13 protein-coding genes, 2 tRNA genes, 3 rRNA genes and 1 pseudogene are annotated in these 16,220 nt (G+C 50.1%); 5 read left to right on the forward strand and 14 right to left on the reverse strand.

Going from position 1 to position 16,220, the window contains the following annotated elements; all coding sequences use genetic code 11:
- Window positions 1-57 precede the first annotated feature (57 nt).
- From lptM to EL143_RS02885, 3 genes are all read left to right on the forward strand, one after another.
- Complete coding sequence (gene lptM, locus EL143_RS02875; protein ID WP_085417540.1) at window positions 58-219, forward strand: LPS translocon maturation chaperone LptM; 162 nt, start codon at window positions 58-60, stop codon at window positions 217-219.
- 2 nt (window positions 220-221) lie between these two features.
- Window positions 222-1,442 carry a diaminopimelate decarboxylase gene (gene lysA / locus EL143_RS02880; protein WP_085417539.1) on the forward strand — a complete coding sequence of 407 codons (1,221 nt, stop codon included), beginning with the start codon at window positions 222-224 and terminating at the stop codon, window positions 1,440-1,442.
- Window positions 1,443-1,875: 433 nt separating this feature from the next.
- On the forward strand, window positions 1,876-2,187 hold the full coding sequence (locus EL143_RS02885) for a DUF2288 domain-containing protein (RefSeq protein ID WP_085417538.1): 312 nt from the start codon (window positions 1,876-1,878) through the stop codon (window positions 2,185-2,187).
- Window positions 2,188-2,266: 79 nt separating this feature from the next.
- Here EL143_RS02885 and EL143_RS02890 read toward each other — a convergent pair whose 3' ends face one another.
- From EL143_RS02890 to EL143_RS02955, 14 genes and pseudogenes are all read right to left on the reverse strand, one after another.
- Window positions 2,267-2,797 carry a DUF4126 domain-containing protein gene (locus EL143_RS02890; protein ID WP_232001331.1) on the reverse strand — a complete coding sequence of 177 codons (531 nt, stop codon included), beginning with the start codon at window positions 2,795-2,797 and terminating at the stop codon, window positions 2,267-2,269.
- Between the two features lie 259 nt (window positions 2,798-3,056).
- Window positions 3,057-3,652 (reverse strand): annotated as a pseudogene (locus EL143_RS02895) (IS1595 family transposase).
- Window positions 3,653-3,661: 9 nt separating this feature from the next.
- The gene (locus EL143_RS12905) at window positions 3,662-3,886 is read right to left on the reverse strand and encodes a transposase (protein ID WP_408634065.1); all 225 of its coding nucleotides are present in this window, start codon (window positions 3,884-3,886) and stop codon (window positions 3,662-3,664) included.
- Window positions 3,887-4,165: 279 nt separating this feature from the next.
- The gene (locus EL143_RS02905) at window positions 4,166-4,471 is read right to left on the reverse strand and encodes an IS630 transposase-related protein (protein ID WP_085417536.1); all 306 of its coding nucleotides are present in this window, start codon (window positions 4,469-4,471) and stop codon (window positions 4,166-4,168) included.
- A gap of 111 nt (window positions 4,472-4,582) precedes the next feature.
- Complete coding sequence (locus tag EL143_RS02910) at window positions 4,583-4,879, reverse strand: ComEA family DNA-binding protein (protein WP_085417575.1); 297 nt, start codon at window positions 4,877-4,879, stop codon at window positions 4,583-4,585.
- 260 nt (window positions 4,880-5,139) lie between these two features.
- Window positions 5,140-5,252, reverse strand: a 5S ribosomal RNA gene (rrf, locus tag EL143_RS02915).
- 152 nt (window positions 5,253-5,404) lie between these two features.
- A 23S ribosomal RNA gene (locus tag EL143_RS02920) occupies window positions 5,405-8,291 on the reverse strand.
- A gap of 333 nt (window positions 8,292-8,624) precedes the next feature.
- A tRNA-Ala gene (locus EL143_RS02925) sits at window positions 8,625-8,700 on the reverse strand.
- 49 nt (window positions 8,701-8,749) lie between these two features.
- A tRNA-Ile gene (locus EL143_RS02930) sits at window positions 8,750-8,826 on the reverse strand.
- A 103-nt stretch (window positions 8,827-8,929) separates the two neighbouring features.
- A 16S ribosomal RNA gene (locus EL143_RS02935) occupies window positions 8,930-10,470 on the reverse strand.
- The 16S, 23S and 5S rRNA genes sit together here with 2 tRNA genes alongside, the layout of an rRNA operon.
- A gap of 359 nt (window positions 10,471-10,829) precedes the next feature.
- Window positions 10,830-11,246 carry an RNA polymerase-binding protein DksA gene (gene dksA, locus EL143_RS02940; RefSeq protein WP_085416007.1) on the reverse strand — a complete coding sequence of 139 codons (417 nt, stop codon included), beginning with the start codon at window positions 11,244-11,246 and terminating at the stop codon, window positions 10,830-10,832.
- A gap of 222 nt (window positions 11,247-11,468) precedes the next feature.
- Window positions 11,469-12,026 carry a YggT family protein gene (locus EL143_RS02945; protein WP_085416008.1) on the reverse strand — a complete coding sequence of 186 codons (558 nt, stop codon included), beginning with the start codon at window positions 12,024-12,026 and terminating at the stop codon, window positions 11,469-11,471.
- Window positions 12,027-12,176: 150 nt separating this feature from the next.
- Window positions 12,177-12,971 carry a pyrroline-5-carboxylate reductase gene (gene proC, locus EL143_RS02950; protein ID WP_085416009.1) on the reverse strand — a complete coding sequence of 265 codons (795 nt, stop codon included), beginning with the start codon at window positions 12,969-12,971 and terminating at the stop codon, window positions 12,177-12,179.
- 65 nt (window positions 12,972-13,036) lie between these two features.
- Complete coding sequence (locus EL143_RS02955; RefSeq protein ID WP_085416010.1) at window positions 13,037-13,729, reverse strand: YggS family pyridoxal phosphate-dependent enzyme; 693 nt, start codon at window positions 13,727-13,729, stop codon at window positions 13,037-13,039.
- 139 nt (window positions 13,730-13,868) lie between these two features.
- Between EL143_RS02955 and EL143_RS02960 the strand changes: the two genes are divergently transcribed.
- Together EL143_RS02960 and EL143_RS02965 are read left to right on the forward strand one after the other, a co-directional pair.
- On the forward strand, window positions 13,869-14,906 hold the full coding sequence (locus EL143_RS02960) for a type IV pilus twitching motility protein PilT (RefSeq protein WP_040667268.1): 1,038 nt from the start codon (window positions 13,869-13,871) through the stop codon (window positions 14,904-14,906).
- Between the two features lie 24 nt (window positions 14,907-14,930).
- Complete coding sequence (locus EL143_RS02965) at window positions 14,931-16,184, forward strand: PilT/PilU family type 4a pilus ATPase (protein WP_085416011.1); 1,254 nt, start codon at window positions 14,931-14,933, stop codon at window positions 16,182-16,184.
- Window positions 16,185-16,220: the final 36 nt, after the last annotated feature.

Below are 16,220 nucleotides of genomic sequence, written 5' to 3' on the forward strand. Positions count from 1 at the left end.
TGTATCGTGATTTTTGTTTAAGATACCGAATCTTGCCATATATAAGGCTAAAACACCATGAAAAAACTGTTCTCCGCCGCGGCCTTGCTGGTTTTGCTTTCGGCCTGCGGCTATAAAAGCGATCTTTACCTGCCCAAAGAAGGCGACAAAGCCAAATTCGGCCCGGTACAGACCGGCCTGCAATTCGAATCAAAAGAACCCGTTACCCAACCGGAATAACCATGTCCCTCAAATGTGAACAACTCACCTACACCGAGCTTGCCGCCCGATTCGGCACACCGCTTTATGTGTACAGCCGCGCCGCGCTGGATGAAGCTTTTAAAGCCTACCAAACCGCTTTTGCAACGCTCAACCCGCTGATCTGCTATGCCGTGAAGGCCAACAGCAACCTGAGCGTTATCCGCCGCTTTGCCGAATTGGGCAGCGGCTTCGACATTGTTTCCGGCGGCGAGCTGGCGCGCGTATTGGCGGCCGGTGGCGATGCGGGCAAAACCATTTTTTCCGGCGTAGGCAAAAGCGAAGCAGAAATTGAGTTCGCGCTCAAAAGCGGCGTGAAATGTTTCAACGTAGAATCGCTGCCCGAGCTCGACCGCATCAACCAAGTGGCCGCCGCGCTGGGCAAACAAGCGCCGGTTTCCCTGCGCATCAACCCCGACGTGGACGCCAAAACCCACCCCTATATCTCCACCGGCCTGAAAGCCAATAAATTCGGCATTGCCATGAGCGAAGCCGAAGCCGCCTACCGCTATGCCGCTTCCCTACCCCATCTGAACATCACCGGTATCGACTGCCATATCGGCTCGCAACTGATCGACCTCGCCCCGCTGACAGAAGCTTGCGAACGCATTTTACTGCTGGTCGATAAGCTCGAAGCCGCCGGCATTGCGCTGCAACATATCGACTTAGGTGGCGGCGTGGGCATTGTGTACCACAACGAACAAAAGCCCGATTTGCAGGCTTATGCCGATGCCGTAGCCAAGATGATGGATAAGCGCCCGCAGCAGCTGGTTCTCGAGCCGGGCCGAAGCTTGGTAGGCAACGCAGGCGCGCTGCTGACAAGGGTTGAATTCATCAAACAGGGCGAAGAAAAGCATTTCGTGATTGTTGATGCCGCCATGAACGATCTGATGCGCCCCGCGCTTTATCAGGCTTACCACCACATTGAAAACGCAGAACCCACCGATGCCGCGCCGATTTTGGCCGACATTGTCGGCCCGGTTTGCGAAACCGGCGATTTCCTCGCCCAAAACCGCGAAATCGCCGCCAAACCGGGCGACTTGCTGGTGGTGCGCAGCGCAGGAGCTTATGCTTCAAGCATGGCCAGCAACTACAACACACGCGCCCGTGCCGCCGAAGTGTTGGTGGGCGGTAATGAAGCCAAACTCGTGCGCCGCCGCGAAACCATCGAAGAGATGTTGGCCAACGAAACAGAGTGTTTATAACTATCATTCAAAAATGAACAATGCCTGTCTGAACAGGATTTCAGACAGGCATTTGCAGCACGCTCCGACAGAAAAAGCCGCTCGAACATTTCCGGCGGCTTTTTATCCCAACAGATTTCTCTTTTTTCCTTTGCGACTTATTTTTAGCCATCTTTCATTAAGTTGGCGATTACAAAATACAACAAACTTAACGGAAAATCAAATTTCATTGGCATAATTTGTCTGTTGTCATAAAATCCTCATAAATAACATAAAACTGTTCGGTTGGTTTTATCTTTAAACATCATCAATGCCTGTCCAATTGCCTAAATAGGATTGAATTGCTGCCGAACAGTAAACAATGCCTGTCCGAACGGCCTTGTTTCAGACAGGCATTGTTTGCACTAAGATCGGTATAATACCGCTTCACTTTTTTACACCGGAAACCCAAACCATGTCCGACCTGCTCAACGATAAACTTAACCTCGAAACCGCCCGCATCAACTGGCAAGAGCTTCAGCCGCATTTTGCCCGCGGAGCCGCCGTTTATGTGAGCCCCGACCTTGATTTAATCCAAACCGCCCGCCTGATGGCAGACGACGACACCGCAACACTGGGCAAGCTGATGCAGCAAGGCAAGTTCGGCGTGGTCAGCGAAGTCCAAGCGCAGCAGTTTGTGGCCGATAATCAGGCGATGTGGGCGGTTGTGGTGGCACCGTGGGTGCTGGTTCAGCCGTGTGAAACCGACAAAGGGTTGACGCAATAAGGATTTGCGGCGCCGCATTCAAACAAATGCCTGTCTGAAAACTAGAACTTGTTTTCAGACAGGCATTGCTTTACCCGGCTTAAGCCGTAGGCATTTTGTTCCGCTGATAGCGTGTATATTTCCGATACAGCCAAAACACCACCGCAACCACCAAAAATACCGCCAGCACCGGCACAAACAGGCCCAACACGCTCATCACCACGGCCATGCCGGTTTCAAAAACCGAAAACACAGGGTTGGCCAAGCCGCCGGTTGTGGCCGTGCTGGCCATGCGCGTGGTGGCACTCGCGCCTTTAATGGCTGCCGCCGCGCCCCCGCCGGCAATAATCGCCAATGTCCACGTTACCGCCGGGCTTAAATCCGCAGCAGTAGAAGCCACCACCGCCGTTCCCGCCAAACCGGCCAGCGGAACGGCAATGGTGTCGAGCAGGTTATCCACAAACGGTATCAGATAGCTGAGCGATTCGGTAATCGCAGCAATCCCTAGAATAATCAAAGCATTGGTGCTTGCCAACCATTGCCAGCTTTCATTCAGCGGCCACATACCGAAATATGCCGACAGGCTGAGTGCAAACAAAGGCAGAAACACGCGGAAACCGGAGCTGGCCACCAGCCCGATTCCGAGCGCAATGCTGATAAGGGTGTCGAAATATCATGATTTTTCGGAAGATATAAAGAAAATTTGATGATATAGTATATCCACTTAATTTAAGTAAAATTGTAACTTTTCCTCAAAATCTTCTAGTACATCTGAAGAGCAGTCGTCTGTATTATTTAACCATAATTTATATGAATTATCTGATTCTTGTCCTACACCAGCTGTAAAATATCTTCTCTCTATTATTTTTTGGGACTGTACTAGATAAGCCCTAAACATCACACCATTTTCGCAGCATTTTAAGCTGCTCAGACAGTGTGCCAAAATTAAAACGAAATTCGCATTCTTTCAAGAACAGCGGGAAAGATTTGCGGTCGATACCCTTGTATTTACGAAGTCCCCGTTTTGCCTGATTCCAAAAATTTTCGATGCCGTTGATGCGGTTCTGACGATCAACAAATAATTTGCTGCGGTTGATACGATGATGGGTAAAACCACTCACATCCAGCACATCATAACTGCTCAGACAATCTGTATAGACAATGCTATCCGGCATGATTTTCTTTGTAATAACAGGCAACAAGCTTTCCCGTTTGGCGTTTTCCACCACCACGGTATAAACCTTACCGCCGCGTTTGAGTCCGCCAAAATAACTTTCATCCAATTCGACAGCACCATCAAAAGCCGCATCGGCCTCCAACACAAGATGATGACTGATGCCTTCGCGAATTTTGCGGTAGAACATAGCCGCTGAATTGGAATGGATACCTAACAAATCGGCAGCAGAACGGGCGGTTACTTCAAGTACAAAAATTGAAGCAACTTCTTTTGAATACTCTTTTTTAATTTACAATGAGTTATCTTCATTTTTGCAGTCTAGCATGACTGCTTATCTAGCACAGTCCCCATTATTTTGTGCTTTCGCCGCTGCGCCTTTACCCAAACCCATTTCTTCTCTATCGGATTCAAGTCGGGGCTATAAGGTGGCAGCCACAGTACACTATGCCCTTTCCCTTCCAACAACGCTTCGGCATCTCCCTTGTGGAAAGCTGCATTGTCCATCACCACCAGACTGTTGGCAGGAAGCTGCGGTATCAACATCCGTTCTACCCAAGCATCAAATATTTGACGGTTAATGCTGCAATCAAACAAACCGACGGCAAATAACCGGTTGCCAGCACACCGATGGCATTGGTTTAGTTGCGTCCCTGCCAATTATAGCTGTCGCTACAAAGGCTGCCTTTAGTAGAATAGCCGTAAGGACGGAAAGCGGAGGTTCTGAAGCCGCTTTCATCCAAACAGACAATGGGGTGCTTTTTCAGATGAAGACGGTGTTTAAGTTTAAGGAAGCGTTTTCTGAGCCGGGCATCTGGATGTTTATTAGTCTTTTTTTCGGCTAATACCGTATCTTTTCAATGCCTTGTAGACGGCATTGGTTGAATAGCAGAAACACTGTGCCCGTTCGGCACAATACGCATCAGGATATTGGGAAGCATCCTGAAGAAGTACCTGCCTACTGATTTTGCGGGGTTTTCTATCTTTAGGGTAACCTTTGGGGAAGGGGTTCTTTTTCCATTTATACACCGTATCGGGACTGATACCGGGTTTCCGGGCTACTTTGCGGATGGAGATGCCTTGTTCGAGTTTGGCTAAGGCAAGTTTTCGGAAGTCTGTTGAATAGGTCATGAAAAGATTGTAATGTAAATTAAGTGGATTTACTATAGCCCACCCGCAACAAAGGCCCGTTGACGGGCCTTTTGCACTATCGGTGTTAACAGCTTCGTTTCCAGTTAAAGGCTACTTGGCCTTGGGCTGCACCGGTTTGGCCGGTTTGGCCTTCGCCGCACCCGACACCGTCGCCTCTTCCTTCAGCTTATTGAAGATACCGTCCCCGATACCCTTCACCTTCTTCAACTCCTCCACACTTTTAAAGGCACCGTTGGCCTGACGGTATTCCACTATCGCCGCCGCCTTCGCCGGGCCGATACCCGGCAACGCCTTCAACTCCTCCGCCGTCGCCGTATTGATATTCACCGCCGCCAGCGACCACGCACACGACAACGCCGCCAACACACCCAACATCAGTTTTTTCATGTATGTTCCATCCTTAATATGATACAGCCGGTTTCCCGAATGTGTTTGGTCAATATACCGTACATAACGAGCCTCCGCCCTTTATGAACAGCCATCATAACCAAACCCTCCCGGCCTTACAAGCCGTTTTTCCCGTTATTATCAGTTTTACAACAGTTCAACTATTAAATTTTTACCCCTCTGCACCGCCATACACCCAATACCGCCAAAAGCAAAAGCGAATCCCCGATATCATACAATATCGGGGATTCTGAATGGGTGTCTGGCAGTGACCTACTTTCACATGGGTATCCACACTATCATCGGCGCTGAGTCGTTTCACGGTCCTGTTCGGGATGGGAAGGCGTGGGACCAACTCGCTATGGCCGCCAGACGTAAACTGTACAAATCGGGAAAGCCGTTATGGAAGAGTCCTTCCACTTATTTATTCTTTAATCAACTGTGATGTGTATCGTCTTCAAGACTGATATAAGCTTTCATATTCAAAGTACCGCATCCTTCAGAATGCAAAGTTCTTCAAATGATAGAGTCAAGCCTCACGAGCAATTAGTATCGGTTAGCTGCACGCATTACTGCGCTTCCACACCCGACCTATCAACGTCCTGGTCTCGAACGACTCTTTAGGAGGGTCAAGCCCTCAGGGAAGTCTCATCTTCAGGCGAGTTTCGCGCTTAGATGCTTTCAGCGCTTATCTCTTCCGAACTTAGCTACCCGGCGATGCGACTGGCGTCACAACCGGTACACCAGAGGTTCGTCCACTCCGGTCCTCTCGTACTAGGAGCAGCCCCCGTCAAACTTCCAACGCCCACTGCAGATAGGGACCAAACTGTCTCACGACGTTTTAAACCCAGCTCACGTACCACTTTAAATGGCGAACAGCCATACCCTTGGGACCGACTACAGCCCCAGGATGTGATGAGCCGACATCGAGGTGCCAAACTCCGCCGTCGATATGAACTCTTGGGCGGAATCAGCCTGTTATCCCCGGAGTACCTTTTATCCGTTGAGCGATGGCCCTTCCATTCAGAACCACCGGATCACTATGTCCTGCTTTCGCACCTGCTCGACTTGTCGGTCTCGCAGTTAAGCTACCTTTTGCCATTGCACTATCAGTCCGATTTCCGACCGGACCTAGGTAACCTTCGAACTCCTCCGTTACTCTTTGGGAGGAGACCGCCCCAGTCAAACTGCCTACCATGCACGGTCCCCGATCCGGATCACGGACCTGGGTTAGAACCTCAAAGACACCAGGGTGGTATTTCAAGGACGGCTCCACAGAAACTGGCGTCTCTGCTTCTAAGCCTCCCACCTATCCTACACAAGTGACTTCAAAGTCCAATGCAAAGCTACAGTAAAGGTTCACGGGGTCTTTCCGTCTAGCAGCGGGGAGATTGCATCTTCACAACCATTTCAACTTCGCTGAGTCTCGGGAGGAGACAGTGTGGCCATCGTTACGCCATTCGTGCGGGTCGGAACTTACCCGACAAGGAATTTCGCTACCTTAGGACCGTTATAGTTACGGCCGCCGTTTACTGGGGCTTCGATCCGATGCTTGCACATCTTCAATTAACCTTCCAGCACCGGGCAGGCGTCACACCCTATACGTCCACTTTCGTGTTAGCAGAGTGCTGTGTTTTTAATAAACAGTCGCAGCCACCGATTCTCTGCGACCCTCCAATGCTTACAGAGCAAGTCTTTCACATCGAAGGGCATACCTTCTCCCGAAGTTACGGTATCAATTTGCCGAGTTCCTTCTCCCGAGTTCTCTCAAGCGCCTTAGAATTCTCATCCTGCCCACCTGTGTCGGTTTGCGGTACGGTTCGATTCAAACTGAAGCTTAGTGGCTTTTCCTGGAAGCGTGGTATCGGTTACTTCTTGTCCGTAGACAATCGTCTTCACTTCTCGGTGTTAAGAAGACCCGGATTTGCCTAAGTCTTCCACCTACCGGCTTAAACAAGCTATTCCAACAGCTTGCTAACCTAACCTTCTCCGTCCCCACATCGCATTTGAATCAAGTACGGGAATATTAACCCGTTTCCCATCGACTACGCATTTCTGCCTCGCCTTAGGGGCCGACTCACCCTACGCCGATGAACGTTGCGTAGGAAACCTTGGGCTTTCGGCGAGCGGGCTTTTCACCCGCTTTATCGCTACTCATGTCAACATTCGCACTTCTGATACCTCCAGCAACCTTCTCAAGTCACCTTCTTCGGCCTACAGAACGCTCCCCTACCATGCACTTAGTGCATCCGCAGCTTCGGTTACAGATTTGAGCCCCGTTACATCTTCCGCGCAGGACGACTCGACCAGTGAGCTATTACGCTTTCTTTAAATGATGGCTGCTTCTAAGCCAACATCCTGGCTGTCTGGGCCTTCCCACTTCGTTTACCACTTAATCTATCATTTGGGACCTTAGCTGGCGGTCTGGGTTGTTTCCCTCTCGACAACGGACGTTAGCACCCGCTGTCTGTCTCCCATGATTGCACTTTCCGGTATTCTTAGTTTGCCATGGGTTGGTAAGTCGCAATGACCCCCTAGCCATAACAGTGCTTTACCCCCGGAAGTGATACATGAGGCACTACCTAAATAGTTTTCGGGGAGAACCAGCTATCTCCGAGTTTGTTTAGCCTTTCACCCCTATCCACAGCTCATCCCCGCATTTTGCAACATGCGTGGGTTCGGACCTCCAGTACCTGTTACGGCACCTTCATCCTGGCCATGGATAGATCACTCGGTTTCGGGTCTACACCCAGCAACTCATCGCCCTATTAAGACTCGGTTTCCCTACGCCTCCCCTATCCGGTTAAGCTCGCTACTGAATGTAAGTCGTTGACCCATTATACAAAAGGTACGCAGTCACCCAATAAATAGGCTCCCACTGTTTGTATGCATCAGGTTTCAGGTTCTATTTCACTCCCCTCCCGGGGTTCTTTTCGCCTTTCCCTCACGGTACTGGTTCACTATCGGTCGATGATGAGTATTTAGCCTTGGAGGATGGTCCCCCCATATTCAGACAGGATTCCACGTGTCCCGCCCTACTTGTCGTATACCTAGTACCACTGATGAAATTTCGAATACGGGGCTGTCACCCACTATGGCCAAGCTTCCCAGCTTGTTCTTCTATCTCAACAGCTATCATATACAGGCTCCTCCGCGTTCGCTCGCCGCTACTTACGGAATCTCGGTTGATTTCTTTTCCTCCGGGTACTTAGATGGTTCAGTTCTCCGGGTTCGCTTCGCTTATCCTATGTATTCAGATAAGGATACCGTACAAAATACGGTGGGTTTCCCCATTCGGACATCACCGGATCATAGCTTTATTGCCAGCTCCCCGATGCTTTTCGCAGGCTTACACGTCCTTCGTCGCCTATCATCGCCAAGGCATCCACCTGATGCACTTATTCACTTGACTCTATCATTTCAAGAACCTCTCTGACTTCGTTGTTTCGGCGTTGACTACCTACGTAACTTGAAGACTTTACTTTGACAAAGCTTACTGCTTGTTGTGTACTGAACTGTGCCTTTTGTGTTTCACAGCTCAGTCGATACAATCATCACCCAAATACTGCGGCTTACCTGTTACAGTAAGCCGACATTGTCTTTGTTTGTTGATTTCGGCTTTCCAATTTGTTAAAGATCAATGCGTTTATATGAAACAAACTTTTGTCTCAAACTTCGCAAATTAAAATGAGCTGCGCATTGTAGCAGCTAACTTTAATTTGTAAAGTCCTTTTATTGAAGTTTTTGGTGGAGGCAAACGGGATCGAACCGATGACCCCCTGCTTGCAAAGCAGGTGCTCTACCAACTGAGCTATGCCCCCATACTCTTACTCAAGTATCGATACTGCTTACTCTTGCTTTGAGAATGTCTGGTGGGTCTGGGAGGACTTGAACCTCCGACCCCACGCTTATCAAGCGTGTGCTCTAACCAGCTGAGCTACAAACCCAGGTCTCATCAAGCAATCTTTACAATCGCTTCTTCAATAATACCGCTTCTTCAATATACAGTTTACCGATAAGTGTGAATGCGACAAACCTGCTCTTCTCTAGAAAGGAGGTGATCCAGCCGCAGGTTCCCCTACGGCTACCTTGTTACGACTTCACCCCAGTCATGAAGCATACCGTGGTAAGCGGGCTCCTTGCGGTTACCCTACCTACTTCTGGTATCCCCCACTCCCATGGTGTGACGGGCGGTGTGTACAAGACCCGGGAACGTATTCACCGCAGTATGCTGACCTGCGATTACTAGCGATTCCGACTTCATGCACTCGAGTTGCAGAGTGCAATCCGGACTACGATCGGTTTTGTGGGATTGGCTCCACCTCGCGGCTTGGCTACCCTCTGTACCGACCATTGTATGACGTGTGAAGCCCTGGTCATAAGGGCCATGAGGACTTGACGTCATCCCCACCTTCCTCCGGTTTGTCACCGGCAGTCTCATTAGAGTGCCCAACCAAATGATGGCAACTAATGACAAGGGTTGCGCTCGTTGCGGGACTTAACCCAACATCTCACGACACGAGCTGACGACAGCCATGCAGCACCTGTGTTACGGCTCCCGAAGGCACTCCTCCGTCTCTGGAGGATTCCGTACATGTCAAGACCAGGTAAGGTTCTTCGCGTTGCATCGAATTAATCCACATCATCCACCGCTTGTGCGGGTCCCCGTCAATTCCTTTGAGTTTTAATCTTGCGACCGTACTCCCCAGGCGGTCAATTTCACGCGTTAGCTACGCTACTAAGGCATCAAGTGCCCCAACAGCTAATTGACATCGTTTAGGGCGTGGACTACCAGGGTATCTAATCCTGTTTGCTACCCACGCTTTCGAGCATGAACGTCAGTATTATCCCAGGGGGCTGCCTTCGCCATCGGTATTCCTCCACATCTCTACGCATTTCACTGCTACACGTGGAATTCTACCCCCCTCTGACATACTCTAGCCACCCAGTTCAGAACGCAGTTCCCAGGTTGAGCCCGGGGATTTCACATCCTGCTTAAGTAACCGTCTGCGCTCGCTTTACGCCCAGTAATTCCGATTAACGCTCGCACCCTACGTATTACCGCGGCTGCTGGCACGTAGTTAGCCGGTGCTTATTCTTCAGGTACCGTCATCACTCCAGGGTATTAACCCAAAGCTTTTCTTCCCTGACAAAAGTCCTTTACAACCCGAAGGCCTTCTTCAGACACGCGGCATGGCTGGATCAGGCTTGCGCCCATTGTCCAAAATTCCCCACTGCTGCCTCCCGTAGGAGTCTGGGCCGTGTCTCAGTCCCAGTGTGGCGGATCATCCTCTCAGACCCGCTACTGATCGTCGCCTTGGTAGGCCTTTACCCCACCAACCAGCTAATCAGACATCGGCCGCTCGAATAGCGCAAGGTCCGAAGATCCCCTGCTTTCCTTCTCAAAGCGTATGCGGTATTAGCCATCCTTTCGGACAGTTATCCCCCACTACTCGGTACGTTCCGATGCATTACTCACCCGTTCGCCACTCGCCACCAAAAGAGCAAGCTCTTCCGTGCTGCCGTTCGACTTGCATGTGTAAAGCATGCCGCCAGCGTTCAATCTGAGCCAGGATCAAACTCTTATGTTCAATCTCTAACTTTTTAACTTCTGGTCTGCTTCAAAGAAACCGACAAGATTTCTTGTCTGTCTTTCAAACAGTGTGGGGCTCGCCGCACCCACACTTATCGGTAATCTGTATTGTTAAAGAGCTAAACCAATCAAAACAGCACTATGCTATAATAACCGGCCTGTCAGTCACTGCCGAAGCAGCGAAGAAACCGAACTATACGCCCACACAATCACAACGTCAACACCCCAAAACAACAAAATACGGACAAATACAACAATACCCTGTTTTAACTCAATATTTAGTTTGGAAATTTCTCAATAAAACAGCCGGGGTTGTTCATATATAAACCACCCGGCTGTTTTGTTTTCCAAATATTTTTAGTCGGCAAACTGTTTTTTCATCTGCTCGCGACGCTCTTGCGCTTCTACTGAAAGGGTTGCGGTTGGCCGGGCGAGCAGGCGTTTTAATCCGATGGGTTCGCCTGTGTCTTTGCAATAGCCGTACTCTCCTTCATCTATTGCGCGGATAGACGATTGGATTTTGCTCATAAGCTTTCTTTCTCTATCGCGTGTGCGCAGTTCAAGGGCATACTCTTCTTCTTGGGTTGCGCGATCGGCGGGATCTGAAGCGGATTCGTGTTCTTGCAAATGCCCCGTTGTGATGTTGGCTTTTTCAATCAATTCTTCTTGAAGTTTCACCAACAGCTCACGGAAAAAGTTTAGATGATCTTCGTTCATGTAATCTTCTTCAGGGCCATTCCAATTGAGAATGTCTTGTTCTGTCAGCTTTGCCATATATGTTTCTTTCTTTGTTTCAGGTTGATTATTATTGTCACGACAGTTAAAACCGTGAATTTATTTAGGCCAATCACTTTAGTTATCTGTGTTGATTCGGAAGGGACAAATCATAACACGAGTACAGCTTAATATTATTGTTTTTATAGATGTTTGCATTAGTAACTATTTCAATCGTATTAGTTATACCACAATCTATCCAATTCCTGCCTGCAATGCTCTTTATGATAAGAGCCATAAGTCCAAGCGATGAATCAGGTTGGGTGAAAATGTTACCAGCCAAATCCATAAAACCAATACCAATATACTGCCTGAAAAATCGTATCGGCCTATCCTTAAAAAGACAAACGGGCGCAATAAGGGTTCGAATATATTGTTTAAAACGGGTAAAAGTTTGCCGGCAGGATTGTTAAAGCTCAACACCATGCGGGCGAAAAGGCCGATAAACAGCAAATAGCACAATGTTTTCACCATGCTGATCAGGGTGTAGCACAAAACGGCAATCAGAGATTTGGCCGGGTTTGCATGAGGTAAAGACAGGAAAACGATCAGGGCAAACGCTATATAATAAACGGCCACGGCGGCCACAATGTAGGCGATGTCCCAACGCCCGATTGGCTTGAACACTTTTCTCACGGGCCGCACCAACCATTCGGTAAACTGTTTGCAAAACCGAGCAATCGGATGGTCGAAATGCATTTTGCCCCATTGCAACAAGCAGCGTCCGATACACAGCATGGCAAAGCCATCCGCCAACAGTTGAATGATTTTTTGCAGCATAGTTTTCTCTTTCAGGTAGGCATTCTATACATATTATGCCTGATTTAAACACTTAAACACTATGCCTGTCTGAAACATTTTCAGGCAAGCATTAAGCTTCAAGCTGATTTTATTCTTCGGTTTTTTTAAAGATCCGAATTTCCCCAATATTTATTCAAACTGGGTAGCAATTTCCTGCGAACGCGCCACACAGGCTTCCACACCCAAACCGATGGCTTCGGCAACACGATGGTGCTTGAATGTTTCAACCGCAGCATGTGTGGTGCCGCCTTTGGATGTAACATTTTGCTGCAAAACCGCAAAACTTTCTCCGGTTTGCTCCGCCAGCGCAACCGCACCTTTAAACGTTGCCAAACTTAATGCCCTCGCCTCGCTTTCTTCAAAGCCTTGAGCCTTGGCCGCCTCTTGCAAAGCGTTCATCAAATAAAACACATAAGCCGGGCCGCTGCCGCTGATACCGGTAATGGCATGAATCTGCGCTTCCCCGCCCAACCAAACCACCGCTCCCGAAGGGCGCATCATTGCTTCCGCCTTGATTTTATCTGCTTCTCCGACCCCATCCGCTGCATAAAGCCCGCTTACGCCCATGCCGATTTGCGAAGGCGTGTTCGGCATTGTGCGGATAATGCGCCGCGTTCCGCCGAGATAACGGCTCAAAGTATCCACACCCAATCCTGCCGCCACCGAAATGACCAACGCGCCATTGGTTTGCACACCCAAACAGGCTTGTTCCATATCTTGGGGTTTTACCGCCAACACCAGCGTGTCGTCTGCCGAAAGCGGCGGCAAAGTTTCCGAAGTGCGCACGCCATAACGCTTTGCCAGCTTTTCACGCTTTTCCGCGCCGCGGTTTACCACATGCACTTCGCCTTGCCTGCCCTCCCTGTGCAAACCCGCAACAATAGCCGCCGCCATATTACCGCCGCCCAAAAAGTAAATTGTCATATCCTGATTGCTCCTTTTAACCCGATGCCTGTCTGAAAACCCGGTAGCTGCTTTCAGACAGGCATTTAAACATAATGGCGCTTGCCGAAAATAGCGCTGCCTATCCGCACATGTGTCGCACCGCAGGCAACCGCCAACGGCATATCGGCAGACATTCCCATCGACAACACATCCGCATCCACACCTGCCGCCTGCAGCCGCCCCAATAAATCACGCATCAGCAAAAACTGACGTTTCAACTCATCTTCACCGACCACCGCTTCGGCTACGCACATCAATCCGCGCACTTTCAAATTAGCCAGTTTGCTCACCGCCGCAGCCAATGCTACCGCCTCTTGCGGCGGCACGCCGTGTTTGCTCGCCTCACCCGAAACGTTCACCTCGATACACACCTGCAAAGGCGGCATGTGCTGCGGCCGTTGAGCACTCAAACGCTCAGCCGTTTTCAACTTATCAATGGTATGCACCCAATGCGCCCGCTCGGCCACAAACTTGGTTTTATTCGACTGCACCTGCCCGATAACATGCCAAACCAAATCAGGTAAATCCGCCAACTCCTCTGTTTTGGCATACCATTCCTGAATATAGTTTTCACCAAAATCACGCTGCCCCGCCGCATACACCTCCCGGATATCCGATGCGGGAAACGTTTTGCTTACCGCTATCAGCCGTACGCTTTTGTCATGCCGTTTAGCATGTTTTTCAGCCGTTGCAATCTGCGCCAACACAGATTGGTAATTTTGTTGCAACATCGCCATGATTTCACCTCGGTTTGCGCCGTTTTACCGCCAAATACAATTTTGGCATGGTCTAAACGGACGCAATTATTTAGAATATGCAGGATTTTTTAAGGGTTAAAAAACCACAAAACGTATCTTAATAAAACGAGACCACATTATGCAAATTACCGACTTACTCGCCTTCGGCGTAAAAAACAAAGCATCCGACCTTCACTTAAGCTCCGGCTTGCCGCCCATGATCCGTGTGCACGGCGATGTGCGCCGCATCAACCTGCCCGAAATGACTTCGGAAGAAGTGGGCCATATGATCACTTCCGTAATGAACGACCATCAGCGCAAAAACTACCAGCAAAACCTCGAAACCGACTTTTCATTCGAGCTGCCCAATGTTGCGCGCTTCCGTGTCAACGCATTTATGTCCAACCGCGGCCCGGCTGCCGTGTTCCGTACTATTCCCAGCACCGTTCTGACTCTGGAAGACCTCAAAGCACCGCGCATTTTCCAAAAAATCGCCGATACGCCGCGCGGCCTGGTTTTGGTTACCGGCCCGACAGGTTCGGGTAAGTCCACCACACTGGCGGCCATGATTAACTACATCAATGAAAACCATCCGGCGCACATCCTTACCATCGAAGATCCGATCGAGTTTGTGCATGAAAGTAAGAAAGCGCTGATCAACCAGCGTGAATTGCACGAACACACCCACAGCTTTGCCAACGCACTGAAATCGGCACTGCGTGAAGACCCGGACGTGATTCTGGTGGGCGAGATGCGCGACCCGGAAACCATCGGCTTGGCATTGACCGCCGCCGAAACCGGCCACTTGGTATTCGGCACCCTGCACACCACCGGCGCAGCCAAAACCGTTGACCGTATTGTGGACGTATTCCCGGCCGGCGAAAAAGAAATGGTGCGCTCCATGCTTTCCGAGTCGCTGCGTGCCGTAATTTCGCAAACCCTGCTGAAAACCAGAGACGGCCAAGGCCGTGTGGCAGCCCACGAAATCATGATTTCCACTCCTGCCGTGCGCAACCTGATCCGCGAAAACAAAATCGCCCAAATCGGTTCCGTGCTGCAAACCGGCCAAACCCACGGCATGCAAACGCTTGACCAAGCGCTGCAAAATCTGGTCCGCCAAGGTGTGATCAGCCCGGAAACCGCGCGCGCCAAAGCGCAGAACGCCGACTTCGCGTAACCCGTTTCAGCAAGGCAGAATATCATGTCAGACCAATCACACAAAGACCTGCAAGACCTGCTCAGCAGCATGGTTGCCGCCTATGCCGACAAACAAGTCGCTTCAAACGGCTCTTCATTCCAGCAAAAACCCACCCCTTCGGCCATCGGCGTGCATATCCACCCGATTCTCGACCGTATGTGCTTTGACGCCGAAGATCGCGGTGCATCCGATATCTTTATCAGCGCAGGCTTTCCGCCGGCAATGAAGCTCAACAGCAAACTGATGCCTGTACCGATGCCGATGCTTACCGCGGAAGACACCAAAGCCATCGTCGATTCAACCATGAACGACGAGCAAAAAGAAATCTTCAAGCGCGAGTTGGAATTAAACTATTCCATCCAATCGAAAAGCAACACCCGCTACCGTGTAAACGCCTATCACGAACAAGGCCGCGTCGGCTTGGTATTGCGCCGTATCAACACCGAAATTCCGACGGTGGAAGCGCTTGACCTGCCGCCGGTGTTGAACGATTTGATTCTGAAATCGCGCGGCATGCTGATTCTGGCGGGTGCGACCGGTTCGGGTAAATCCACCTCGATGGCAGCGATGCTCAACCACCGCAACCACAACCTTCCCGGCCACATGATTACTATCGAAGATCCGATTGAGTATCTGCATACGCCGAAAAAATGCATTATCACTCAGCGCGAAATCGGCATCGACACCGAAAGCTGGGATTTGGCCGTGCAAAACGCCATGCGCCAAGCACCCGATGTGGTGTGTATCGGCGAAGTGCGTTCGCAGCAAAGCATGGAATACGCCCTACAATTGGCACAAACCGGCCATTTGTGCGTATTCACCATTCACGCCACCAATGCCAACCAAGCCATCGAGCGCATCATGAACCTTTATCCTGAAGAGCGCCACAAGCAGGTGTTGGTTGACATTGCCATGAACCTTACCGGCATTATCGGCCAGCGCTTAGTGGTGAGAAAAGGCAACAAAGGCCGCACGGCTATCGTGGACTTGCTGATTAACACACCCGCCGTGCAGGATTTGATTTTCAAAGGCGATTTGATGGCGATCAAAGAATTGATGCAGCGCTCTCCTGAAGACGGCATGCAGACATTCGACCAAAATCTGTTCCGCCTGTATAACAACGGCGTCATCGATTACAACGAAGCCCTGCGCCAGGCCGACTCCGCCAACGATTTGCGCTTGCGCATCCAGCTTCACGAAGAAGGCGGCAAATCGGATCATCTGTTTGACCGGGTTAGCGATTTGAACCTGATTTAATACAGCAATCCTTAAACCGAATCTCTTAAACAAACA

Source organism: Neisseria canis (assembly GCF_900636765.1).
Lineage (GTDB): Bacteria > Pseudomonadota > Gammaproteobacteria > Burkholderiales > Neisseriaceae > Neisseria > Neisseria canis.